The sequence below is a fragment of the Candidatus Accumulibacter vicinus genome, assembly GCF_000584955.1.
In the GTDB taxonomy this organism is placed as follows: domain Bacteria; phylum Pseudomonadota; class Gammaproteobacteria; order Burkholderiales; family Rhodocyclaceae; genus Accumulibacter; species Accumulibacter vicinus.
Window position 1 is genome coordinate 190,195 of record NZ_JDSS02000021.1, and the last position, 10,831, is coordinate 201,025.

Sequence of the window (10,831 nt, forward strand, 5' to 3'; positions counted from 1 at the left end):
CGGCGAAGTCTGGGTGGCATTGATGCCAGCCTTCCAGGCCTCGTCGGCAATCTGATTCGCCGCCAGCACACCGGATGGAAAGTAGAAATCGGCCACCCCGCCCGCCGAACCACTACTACGCATCGCCGCAGCACTGAGCTGGGCAGCCATGTCGCGGCTGCCGACCCGGGTCACCTTGACCGGCAGCTTGCGCTCGCGCAGGATCTTTTGTACCCGGACATCCGCGAAAAAGGGCTCCACGTCGACGGACACCAGGCCGCTCATTTCCTTCACGCTGTCCACCGCGCCACGTTCCTGCGCTTCTGACCGATGCAATTGCTGCGCCTGGTGTTCCTGCGTGGCATACCAGAGCGCTCCCCCGAACAGCGCCAGCACCAGCACCGTGGCGAGCAGCCTCTTGCCAGCCTGCATCACATTTCCTCCTGCTCTGGCCGGGATCATCCGGGCGACCGAACCGTAACCGCTGGTGGGGGTTCAGCGCCAGCGAGTGTTGATCGGCATATTTGCAAAGCGCACGATCAAGCCGTTCGGTTTCTGGAAAAAAGCGCGCCTGCTGGGCGCCGCACAATCTTCCCAGGGGATCGCGCAGAACACCGTACTGCCTGCGACGTGCAGGTCTTTCTTGCTTGCAGTGCCATCGACCAAGCGCACGCCCGGCGGCATGGCCCGGTCATGGCGGCGAATCATTCGCCTCGATAGGTCACCTGGCTCAGGATCTCCGGGCTGCCTTCAATCCTGGTAACCTCCCTGTTGCGCGACCAATAGACGTAATATGGCCCGGCGCTTGCCCACCAGTAGCGCCAGTACAGGACGTCGAGCCAGGGTGTCTCGTCGCTCTGCGGGTAGCCGGCAGCCATGATCACCTGTTCCCTGGTCATTCCCCGCATGACGCGACCAAGCCAGATGGCCTCGCGGATTACAGGCGGAAAGGTGGCCAGGCGCGTCCTCGGATCGTCGAGAACGACCACCTTGTTGATCCATTGCTCGGTGGTTTCCTGGCCCCGGCCGTAATCCAGGCCCATGCGCATGGGTTTGCCGGCGACATCCACATAGGCGCGATAGCGATAACGGTCTATCTTCTTGACCGTGATCGGTGTGCCGACCGGGATGAAGGAAAGCTGCGCGTAGTTGGAGTCGCTGATCCAGTCGCCGCTGTAATGGAGGTTACAGCATGCATAGCCGATACGCACCGGGATCGTTTGTTCGGTCTGCGTCGCCTGTTCGTCGCCGGGCCAGGTGCCCACCGGGCCACCGGCGCAGCCGGCAAGCAGAACAACGAAGGCGGCTGCGGTCAAGCGTCCGAAAGATCTGAAAAGCGCTTTGTTGGGCATGCTTGTTTTCTCCTGCGTCTCCTGGTCGGTATCCGGATCATATCACCCCTTCCCATGTCGGCGTTGCGCAGCGGAATTCACTGCCAGGAACCGGCCTGACCGGGCGCCGGGAACGCCTGATTGACGACGTCGACGCAACGCTATCCACTTGCCGCCCGGGGTTGCGGACTGACTGCAAGCCGACCGGCTGGCGCGGATGCCGCGGAGGAGAGATTCGAGAGTCGCTCGCAACTTTCATAGTAAGGGGCAGGCCTGCTGTCATGCCTGCCCGGCTAGCTGGTTTTCAGACGCAGTGTCCCCAGGTAGTCACGCTTGCCCAATGGAACACCCTTTATCCGCAGGATGTCGTAAGCGGTCGTGGCGTGGAAATGGAAATTCGGCAGAGAAAATGACAGCAGGAACTCTTCGGTCGTGAATGGGAAACGGGCATTACGGAACTCGAAGATCACCGTGCCACCTTCATAGGCATTGATCGCCGCAGGCATCAGGTTCTTGAGCGCGTCGCCTGCGCCGACGATCAGCGCTTGCAAAGCCAGGTAGTCATGTGCCGGGAGGTCGGCCGGCGGGCGAAAGACGCCGTTCTTGATGCCCTCGATTGCACCCAGGGAATGGTGAACGACAGACTGGACCTGGAAGCGAAACGGCAGCATGTCCGGATACAGGCGAGTCTCGACAATCTCCTCCGGGTCGAGATTCTTCTCCCGGCAATAGGCAAGACCCCGGTCCAGAAAGCCGCTGACCGCTGCCAGCGTTTGCAGGTAGCTCTTTACACTTCCGTCATAGAGCGAAATCGCCATGGTTGTTTTCCTGGTTGGTGCCTGGGTTGAAGTCCGGCGAGGAAGCTGCCGGCCAACGTCGGCGGGTGAAGGGAAGATTGAAGGGGATCAGCGTGCTGGTCGGGAATATAGCAGATCCAGCCGGCGATCGTCGCCGACAGATGGGCCCCCCGGTAAGGAATGACGCTCGCCGCGTCGAGACGGCTGCCCTCACAGGGCTGCCGTTCGTCGACTCTGTTCCTGTTCAGCTGTTTTCGGCCTCCAGGGCTTCGCGGACGTTTGGGCGGTGCCGGACGCGTTCCTGGAAGGTCCGCAGCATCGGCCAGCGCGCGATTTCCATGCCTATTCGATTGCACCAGGTGAGGACGGTAAACAGGTAGGCGTCGGCGACGGTGAATTGGTTGCCCAGGAGGTAATGCCTGCCCGCAAGGCGGGCGTCGACGTAGCCCAGGCGGGTGGCGATGTTTTCCTGGAGGCAGAGCCTGTAATCCTCAGGGGTATCCGGCTTGAACAGTGGTGTGAAAGTCTTGTGTAGCTCGGCACTGATGAAGGCCAGCCATTCCTGCAACTGATAACGTTCGAGCGTGTAAGGCCGTGGCGCCAGTCCGCTCTCCGGAATGCGGTCGGCAATGTACTGAACGATGGCCGAAACTTCGGTGAGACGGACGCCATCGCCGATTTCGAGCACCGGCACGTAGCCCTTGGGGTTGATGGCGTTGAAGTCGCTGCCGTCGGCCAGCTGGTGCTGGCGGATATCGACGCGCACCAGTTCGAAGTCGAGGCCGCATTCACGCAGAGCGATGTGCGCGGCCAGCGAGCAGGCGCCGGGGGCGTAGTACAGCTTGACGTCCAGGCTGCCGGGGAGCGGCTGTGGCGTCGACAGGGGTTTCTGGTCTTCTTCAGGCGACCAGGGGATGCGGGTGACTTCGATGGTGAGGAACCCGCTGTTGTTGCCATAGGAAAACGGGGAGTCGTTGGCGAAGAAGTACAGGAAACCGGCTTCGCCGATTTCGATTTCGCAAGCATTCGGGGTGGCCATCAGGTTGCTTTCGTCGTCGATGCGCGCGACGCCGTTGATGGCGCTTTCGACCAGTCCGGTGAGCACGTTTTCCGAGTCAGGGTTGTTCGCTTCCAGATCGGGTCGCGGATGGATGGCGGCCACCAGCGAGAACCACGGGCGTTCTTCCAGGCGGCGGCTGCCCTTCGCAAGATCCATGAACCAGGTGGTGGATTCGTAGCCGTCGGCACCTGCGGGCGTGCCTTTGTCGATCCACGCTCCGCTGGCTTCAATGCGGTATTTCTCGCCGACATCGACTTCGATCCCCGAGGCGTTCCACCATTTATGCGCATAGGCCGGAAAGCGTGTCGAGCCGTCAATTGGAAGTTTGCGGAAAGGGAGGGGTTCACGTTCCGGTTGCAACTGTTCCTCGGGGGGCGCTTCGTCCGTCCGGTAGAACGTGCTGCTGGCAGAAACGTCCTCAAGTGCCTTGGGGCGATAGTCGGCGCGCTCCTGCAACCGCAACAGCACGCTGGGGTGCAGTTCGGCATCATCAGGAATCTTCCGCTCGCCATGTGGGCGTGACCGCCAGACCAGGTTGTGCGTTTCGTCGTGCCGGTCCTCCAGGGCGTTCGGCGCCAGGGGCTCAGTGAGTTGTGCAGGCAACAGCCGCAGGCCGGCGTCAAGGTCGTTGACCTCGTTGATCATCCATTCGAGCGCGATGTCCGAGAGGCCGCAGTGTTCATAGCCGCCACCAATGTCCGCATGCACACCGGCAAACCAGACCTGCTTGATGCCCTCGCGCTCGTTCCATAGCGTCGGCCGGAAGTCGGCCCGTTCTTCATCCACCGCCAAGGCCTGGCGACCGTACTCGACATGCCTGCTCAGTTCGCGGTCGGTGAACTTCATGAAACGCAGTTCGTCGCGGTCGAACATGTGCAGGCCGCTGAACTGTGGGACGCCGAATTCGCCAACGGTGTCCCAGACACCGATCATCCGGATCGGCATCTTGTCGTGGTGTTTCCAGAAACGCCCACCGCGCTTCATGCCACGACCTTCCTTGTAGGCCAGCCAGATGTTTTCGGCCATGTCGGCGGCGTTGTCGTCGAAGGCATCGGCTGCCCAGATCAGGCCGGTGCGAGCGATGAAGGCGCCCAGGCTGCGGGCTGCCCAGGCACCACGCGAGAAACCGAACAGCCAGATCTTGTCACCGCTCTGGTACACCTGCGAGACCAGGACATAGGCGTCGATCATGCAATCGTGCAGGCCGATTCCCTGCGTGCTGCCCAGGAGACTCTGCGTGCGTCCGCCGTTGCCGACACTTTTCAGATAAAAGGCGGCGAGCTCCTCATTGCGTTTGCTGAGATGGGAACGGATCGGCCCTTGTTCTTCGACAAACTGTTCCTTGCCGGGCAGCGTCTCGAACAGGCGATACACATTGGTTTGTTCGATAGGGTCGTTCCAGGTGCCATCCATGCAAACAACTATCTGTTTGGTCATTGTTTCTCCTCATTGTCGCTGCGTTGGTGACCTCGTCGTACGCCAGGGTTGCCGTTCCTGTGCGCCGTGCCTTTTTTGGGGATCCAATAGGATAGCCTGCTTGTGGGTCGCTGGGGAGGCCATCGGCGACGGTATCTGACCCTTTCGCAGAGCGTATCTCCTCCCTCCCTCTTTTCCCTGCGCGGTCCGCACCTTATACTGCGGCATGCCAAATGTGCGAAATTGTCGAAGATTTCAGTCGGACGCTACCGATCAACCCCTCTTTCCCGGGAGTTGCCATGAAACCACTGTTTGCCGATGCTGCCCCCGCCAACAAGTCCACCCCGCTGGCCAGTCCGACGGCGGAGTTTCTACCGGCTACGGAACCCTTGCCGGTCAATCCTCCGGTGCCTGTACCGACGCGTGCGGTGATGCCGCTGGCGGCAAACCTGAGTGCGCCGTCAGCCAGGGTGACCGTCAGCGAGTCCGACCTTACGGCGCTCGGCGACAAATCCACCCGACGGGTGGCGGCGATTTCCGAGCAACTGCTCGGCATGGTGCGCGGGACTGGTGCCGACCAGTTCGGCGTCTCTCTGAGCCAACTCGTCGCGACGGCTCAGCAACTCGACCCCAAGCTCCTCTTCGACAAGTCGCTGCTTGGCAAGCTCAAGGGGTTCTTCATTTCGGCCAAGGAACAGGTCAGGTCGCAGTTCCAGTCGGTATCCGGCCAGCTTGACGCACTCGTCGGCGAACTCGAACGTTCGGCACGTACCTATGAGCAGCGGATTCGCGAGCTGGACGAAATGTATGTTGCCAACGGTGAGGAGTACAGGGCGCTCGGCGAGGCCGTCATTCAGGGGCAGGGGTTGCTGGCCGCGCTGCACGAGGAACTGACAGGCACCCCCGAGACGAGCGACCCGATGCAGGCACAGGCCATCGCCGATCGCCGTCAGCTTGCCGTGCGGCTCGAAAAGCGGATCGACGATCTGAAGCGCGCACAGATGATCGCCATGCAGACTGCTCCGGAGATCAGGCTGTTGCAGAACAATTCGCGGATGCTGATCGCGAAGTTCCAGGATATCGTCGCGGTGACGATTCCCGCCTGGAAGAAACAGTTCTCGCTGCATATTCTGCTGCAGGAGCAGGCGAAGTCGGCCGAACTGGTGACCGCGGTCGACGATGCGACCAACGCGGCCTTGCGCCGCAACGCCGACCTGCTGCGCCAGAATACCACCGAGATCGCGCGCGCCAATCAGCGGGCACTGGTCGAGATGGAAACCCTCGAACATGTGCAGAAGCAGTTGCTCGGCGCTTTCGAGGACGTGCAGAAGATCAACGAGGAGGCCGCAGCGGCAAGGGCGCAGACCGATGCCAAGCTCGGTGCCTTGCGCGAAGAACTGATTGCCGGCTTCCAGAAAACCCGCTAGAAAGGATTCGTCATGTCGCTGATCGACCTCAAGAAGAAGACCCGAATCGTCCTCGAGAAGCGTGCGCTGCCACAGCCGCCACGTTGCCGGGTGGGGCTCTGCATCGATATTTCCGGTTCGATGCACAACGAGTACCAGGACGGTCTCGTTCAGGCAACGGTTGACCGCCTGCTCGCCATCGCCGGTACCTTCGACGACAACGGCGAAATGGAGGTGTGGACCTTCAACCAGAAATACTCGACACCGCCGGTCGCGCAAGCCGCCGATTTTGGCAACTACGTCAAGAAGGCAATCCTCGACAACCCGAACGTGAACAAGTGGGGAGGGACCAACTACGCGCCGGTGATGAATGCGGTCCTCGACACCTACTTTCGCGGCGAACGCGTCGTCACTTCGAGCGGTTTTCTCGGCATGTTCAAGAAAACCGAGCAGCACGCGCCCAGAGATACGCATATCCCGGCGCTATGTTTGTTCATCACCGACGGCGACAACAACGATGAAGCCGAGGCTGAGAAGATCCTGCGCGAGGCACGTCAGTACCGGATTTACTGGCAGCTGGTCGGCATCGGTACCGATACCGATTTCCGTTTCATCAAGAAAATGGCCGACGATCTGCCCAATGCCGGCTTTTGCCACTTTCCGAATCTCAAGATCAGCGACGAGGCGATCTACGAAGCGCTGCTGACCACCGAACTGTGCGACTGGCTGCGCAAGCTCTGATCCGCAGGCCGCGGCGAACGTCAGGCAAGGCATCCAGCAGCGATTCGCCTATTCGTTTCATTTCGAGCAAAGGAGTTTTACATGGCCGTCAATCTGAAGAAAGGGGAGGGGATCAACCTGACCAAAGCCGCGCCGAAGCTGCGCATCGTTCGGGTCGGAATCGGCTGGGACATCACGCGGGTTCTCGGGCAGTGTGACCTCGACGTCTGCGCCTTCGTCCTCAAGACGGTCGGTGACGCACCGGTCTGTCTGTCCGATGGGCACTTCGTCTTTTTCAACAATCTGCAAAGCCCCGAGGGATTTGTCACGCATACCGGTGACAACCGTACCGGGGTCGGTGAAGGTGATGACGAGACGCTGAGGATCGACCTTGCCGTCGCTCCTGCCGATGCGGTTGAGGTTTCTTTCATTGTCACGATGCACGAGGCGCTTGCCCGCCGGCAGCACTTCGGGATGGTTCAGAACGCCTATCTGAAGGTCTACAACGACGAGACTGGCGAGGTTCTCGCCGAATACGATCTCGACGAGGAGTTCGCCGGGCAGACCGCCGTCCAGATCGGCTCGTTGTTCAGGGCCGGCAATGAGTGGCAGTTTCAGGCGGTTGGTGCAGGCTATCAGCGTGACCTGCTCGACTTCGTGCGGGGTTATGGCCTCGAAGCCTGATTCACGGGTTCGGCCGCTGTTCCAGGATACCGCGGCGGCGTCCGTAGGGCCTGTTTGTCCGCAGTTTGCGTCGGATCCGGCCGAAGCGGCGCCTCGACCGGCTGAGCCAGGGGCATCGCTGCCCGCGCGTCAGGTGCAACCGCTCGACCTGCCGCCGGCACAGCCGCTGCAACGGGTCACGGCTCGTATCGCGCCATTGAAGCTGCCCGAGCGCGTAGCTTTCTCCTCACCACTACCCATGTCTACGCCAGTACCGGTCCAGGCGATGCTGTTGCCGGAGCGGGCACCGCCTGCGGCCGCCGTGCCGGCGTACACGCCCGCGTCGCTGCTCTTTGACGAGGGTCGGGGCTCCGACCTCGAACGGCTGAAACGCCAGGCCATTGAAGCCTTGCCGGCGATATCCGCCAGGCAGCTCGAGTCGCTCGACCAGGCGATTCGCGAGTTGTTGCCGGTCGAAGTCGCAAACCTTGCCGCCTGGGGGAATCCTTTGCTGCGCCGCATCGAAGCGATGACCATCGAACTGCAGCGACTGACCGCAGTGGTCGTGAACTGGAACGTTGGCGATCTGATCGAACGGTGCAACCGGGCGATGGGTGCTGCGGGTCTATGGAAAATCTTCAAACGCAACTCGCCGGGATCGTTGAAACCCGCACTCGAGCTGATTCTCGCGCAGGTGGCACCGACGCTCGACGCTCTCGACGTTCTGGCCGGTCGCTTTGTGCCCTGCCGTGATGACCTGCTTGCATCGCTGCTGCTGTTCAAGATCGCGCCGCAGGTGCTCGCGCTACGCGACATCGAAGCCGAAGCGCTGTCGCGTCGCGGCCACTTGCTGACGCTCTCGGCCCAGCACTTCGATCTCCTCGAACCGCAGCTCGAGCAGCTCAGGCGTCAGGTGATCACCTGGCAGAGCGAGATCGAGCAGCTTGTCCGGGTCACCATCCCGGTCTGGGAACTCGCTCACGGCAAGGCCGGCGGCTGAGATGGCCGATGCCGGCCAGGCCCAGGGGTTGGTTTGCCGAACGCTGTGATTGGATTCGCTCGGCGATTGCCGGCAAACCTCTAGAGGGTCGCGCTACGGTCGCTGTTGACAAAGCCGAGCAGGGGTTCGCTGATGCCCTTGCCGAGGGCGAGCACCTTGAAAAGCTCTCCCATTTCCGCTGGGGAGACCAGTTTCTGCGCCGCGTTGGCGAGCGGCAGGTAGCGCATGGGGTCGCTCACCGGCGTTCTTGCCAGAATTTCGGTCAGGCCGCAGTTGAAGAGAAAGCTCGACTGCGTGGTGTAGCCCAGCAAATCCAGTCCGGCCTTGCAGCCGGCTTCGACGATGGCGGTAAAATCGATATGCGCTGTGATGTCCTGCAAGCCCGGCAGGTAGAAGGGCTCGCCGTGCGCGTGGTGGCGGTAATGGCACATCAGCGTGCCGGCATCGCGCTGCGGGTGGTAATACTCGCGCCGCGGAAAGCCATAGTCGATCAGGAGCAGCGCACCGCGTCCCAGGATCGCTGCCCATTGCGCCACCCAGGCCGGCGCCAGCAGTGCGATTTCACTCAGATAGCCGGGTGCGATCGCACATTCTTCGGCCAGTGCCTGTGCATGTTCGAGCAACCGGCCACCCGCTCGGCGATCGCGCCAGATGAACTGTCCATCGTTGACCGCGACGCCGCGCTCGGCAATGGCCTCTGCGGTCCAGGTCACGAGATGGACCGGCATCGCATCAAGCACTTCGTTGGCCAGCACCAGGCCGTCGAAATGCTCGGGCAGATAGTCAAGCCAGTGTACGCAGTGCAGGTAATGCGGCGCACGCTGACCAATCGTTTTGCGCTGGCGGGCGCGCAATTCACCGGACACTTCGAGGATCTCGTAACGCTTGGGGAGCTGACCGCGCTGCGCGAGTTCGAGCAACAGGTCGGCGGCGAGCTGCCCGCTGCCGGCGCCGACCTCGACGATGTGCGGAGAAGTCAGGTCAAGCAGTTGCGCGACCTGCGCAGCCAGGGTCTGAGCGAAGGTCGCGCTGATTTCGGGTGCGGTCAGAAAATCTCCGCCGGCGCCAAACTTGTACGCGCCTCCCGCATAATAGCCCCGGCCCGGCGAGTAGAGCGCGAGGTTCATGAAGTCATCAAAGCCGACCCAGCCCCCTGCGGCTTCGATTCGCGCCGTAATGTCGCGGCTGAGCACCGCGCTGCAGGCCAGTGCCTCGGCCGTCGGGATGGGCAGCGAGGCTGCGATCCGGGTAGTCAATGCCTCACTGTTCGCACACTTCGAAGCGGACCTGACCGTACATTTCGGGATGCGTCGTCGCCAGCCAGTGCTCCGCCTCCGATTCCGCACGCGCCCAAGTGGCTGCGCGCAAGGGTACGAACTGCTTGCGGTCGTCGGCTTCGGGCCATTCGAGAGTGTAGCTGTGGAAACCACCGTGCCCTTGCAGGTGGATTTTGCGTGTCATACTTGGCTGTTCGCGATGCAGTCGGGCAGTCGCGTCTGTCAGCCGCAGCCGGTACCGCGGTCCCTTGCCCTGGTACTGAACGATGAATTCCTGCTGCTCGGCGTCTTCGTCGATGATCTGCCACTCGGCACAACCTTCGATGATCGCCTCGATCGGGAGGTCCGCTTCATCACGAATGACCTCGGCGTTAACGGTGTGGGTTTGTTCCGCCCGGCCTTCGAGCAGTTCGTGCCAGGGCAGGCCTTGCCGGGTTGGCGGTGCAAACGGAAGGGCGTGCTTGCCCTGGCGAATACGGGCGAAGAGCGAGGATTTCCGAATGTCTTCGAGGTCAATCGACGGAAATGTCGAGCGTGGGTCGGTACGAAAGTTGCCCGCTCCCATGTAGCCGACATTCCACAGCGTTTTCAACCATTCGGCGGTGTCGAGAGCGAGCTGTGCCAGGTGATCGTCAAGCTCGGCGCTATGTGCTTCGGTTTCACGCCGGAGTGTTGCTTCCCCAGCCAGCAATTCGGCTTCGCGCGCGCGCGTGCGCAGTAATTCCTGCAGCAGGACGCTGACCCATTCTGCTTCAGCGGCCGGGAGTTTGGCGATGCGCTCGCTCATCATCATCAGATCGTCGGCGTCGAGTGGGGTGTCCAGATGGCTCATCAATGATCTCCCGATGTCAGTTTTTTCACAGTTTACCGCGGCGCCGAAGGAAAGGAGCGTTTTTCGGAAGGCGGTGGCAAGAATCCGCTAGAATCAACCCCTGGTTGCTTTCCTGATCGTTGGGATAGCATGGGGATGGGTGTGTAGGGGATGAGCGGAAAAACGATCTTGGTAACCGGCGCCGCCAAGCGGGTGGGCAGTGTCATCGCGCGCGAAATGCACGCAACCGGAGCCAATATCATGGTGCACTACCGCCAGGCTTCGGCAGCGGCCGAGGCGCTGGTTGCCGAACTGAATGCGCTCAGACGGATCTTCCCCCAGCCAGCAAGCGCAGTTATGCTGTAACTATC

General features: G+C 61.6%; 10 protein-coding genes and 2 pseudogenes. 5 read left to right on the forward strand and 7 right to left on the reverse strand.

The window, feature by feature from the left end; all coding sequences use genetic code 11:
• The 5 genes and pseudogenes from CAPSK01_RS09705 to CAPSK01_RS22550 form a co-directional block, all read right to left on the reverse strand.
• Positions 1-411, reverse strand: a pseudogene (locus tag CAPSK01_RS09705) (hypothetical protein); the annotation flags it as partial.
• 272 nt (positions 412-683) lie between these two features.
• A complete protein-coding gene (locus CAPSK01_RS09715) occupies positions 684-1,331 on the reverse strand; it encodes a hypothetical protein (RefSeq protein WP_273703429.1) in 648 nt (215 codons plus the stop codon).
• A gap of 272 nt (positions 1,332-1,603) precedes the next feature.
• On the reverse strand, positions 1,604-2,128 hold the full coding sequence (locus CAPSK01_RS09720) for a DUF1993 domain-containing protein (RefSeq protein ID WP_034925779.1): 525 nt from the start codon (positions 2,126-2,128) through the stop codon (positions 1,604-1,606).
• Between the two features lie 223 nt (positions 2,129-2,351).
• On the reverse strand, positions 2,352-2,960 hold the full coding sequence (gene gstA, locus CAPSK01_RS09725) for a glutathione transferase GstA (RefSeq protein WP_034926029.1): 609 nt from the start codon (positions 2,958-2,960) through the stop codon (positions 2,352-2,354).
• A gap of 852 nt (positions 2,961-3,812) precedes the next feature.
• Positions 3,813-4,604 (reverse strand): annotated as a pseudogene (locus CAPSK01_RS22550) (DUF2235 domain-containing protein); the annotation flags it as partial.
• 278 nt (positions 4,605-4,882) lie between these two features.
• Between CAPSK01_RS22550 and CAPSK01_RS09730 the strand changes: the two are divergent.
• The 4 genes from CAPSK01_RS09730 (at position 4,883) to CAPSK01_RS09745 (ending at position 8,372) form a co-directional block, all read left to right on the forward strand.
• Positions 4,883-6,010, forward strand: a complete 1,128-nt coding sequence (locus CAPSK01_RS09730; protein WP_273703430.1) for a toxic anion resistance protein — start codon at positions 4,883-4,885, stop codon at positions 6,008-6,010.
• A gap of 12 nt (positions 6,011-6,022) precedes the next feature.
• Positions 6,023-6,730: a VWA domain-containing protein gene (locus tag CAPSK01_RS09735; protein ID WP_273703431.1), complete on the forward strand. Its 708-nt coding sequence runs from the start codon at positions 6,023-6,025 to the stop codon at positions 6,728-6,730.
• Between the two features lie 81 nt (positions 6,731-6,811).
• Positions 6,812-7,393 (forward strand): TerD family protein, encoded by a 582-nt coding sequence (locus tag CAPSK01_RS09740; RefSeq protein ID WP_034925780.1) that lies wholly within the window; start codon positions 6,812-6,814, stop codon positions 7,391-7,393.
• A gap of 238 nt (positions 7,394-7,631) precedes the next feature.
• Positions 7,632-8,372 carry a hypothetical protein gene (locus tag CAPSK01_RS09745; RefSeq protein ID WP_273703432.1) on the forward strand — a complete coding sequence of 247 codons (741 nt, stop codon included), beginning with the start codon at positions 7,632-7,634 and terminating at the stop codon, positions 8,370-8,372.
• A gap of 80 nt (positions 8,373-8,452) precedes the next feature.
• On the opposite strand, the gene CAPSK01_RS09750 is transcribed toward CAPSK01_RS09745, so the two are convergent.
• Together CAPSK01_RS09750 and CAPSK01_RS09755 are read right to left on the reverse strand one after the other, a co-directional pair.
• On the reverse strand, positions 8,453-9,628 hold the full coding sequence (locus CAPSK01_RS09750; RefSeq protein WP_034925783.1) for an SAM-dependent methyltransferase: 1,176 nt from the start codon (positions 9,626-9,628) through the stop codon (positions 8,453-8,455).
• Positions 9,629-9,632: 4 nt separating this feature from the next.
• Positions 9,633-10,481: a hypothetical protein gene (locus tag CAPSK01_RS09755; protein ID WP_034925784.1), complete on the reverse strand. Its 849-nt coding sequence runs from the start codon at positions 10,479-10,481 to the stop codon at positions 9,633-9,635.
• A gap of 150 nt (positions 10,482-10,631) precedes the next feature.
• On the opposite strand from CAPSK01_RS09755, the gene CAPSK01_RS09760 reads away from it, so the two are divergent.
• Positions 10,632-10,826 (forward strand): SDR family NAD(P)-dependent oxidoreductase, encoded by a 195-nt coding sequence (locus tag CAPSK01_RS09760; RefSeq protein ID WP_034925786.1) that lies wholly within the window; start codon positions 10,632-10,634, stop codon positions 10,824-10,826.
• Positions 10,827-10,831 lie beyond the last annotated feature (5 nt).

Coding starts and splice junctions, on each gene's coding strand:
- CAPSK01_RS09740 (WP_034925780.1), top strand. CDS start 6,812: ATGGCCGTCAATCTGAAGAAAGGGGAGGGGATCAACCTGACCAAAGCC.
- CAPSK01_RS09730 (WP_273703430.1), top strand. CDS start 4,883: ATGAAACCACTGTTTGCCGATGCTGCCCCCGCCAACAAGTCCACCCCG.
- CAPSK01_RS09755 (WP_034925784.1), bottom strand. CDS start 10,481: ATGAGCCATCTGGACACCCCACTCGACGCCGACGATCTGATGATGATG.
- CAPSK01_RS09760 (WP_034925786.1), top strand. CDS start 10,632: ATGAGCGGAAAAACGATCTTGGTAACCGGCGCCGCCAAGCGGGTGGGC.
- CAPSK01_RS09745 (WP_273703432.1), top strand. CDS start 7,632: ATGTCTACGCCAGTACCGGTCCAGGCGATGCTGTTGCCGGAGCGGGCA.
- CAPSK01_RS09735 (WP_273703431.1), top strand. CDS start 6,023: ATGTCGCTGATCGACCTCAAGAAGAAGACCCGAATCGTCCTCGAGAAG.
- CAPSK01_RS09720 (WP_034925779.1), bottom strand. CDS start 2,128: ATGGCGATTTCGCTCTATGACGGAAGTGTAAAGAGCTACCTGCAAACG.
- CAPSK01_RS09715 (WP_273703429.1), bottom strand. CDS start 1,331: ATGCCCAACAAAGCGCTTTTCAGATCTTTCGGACGCTTGACCGCAGCC.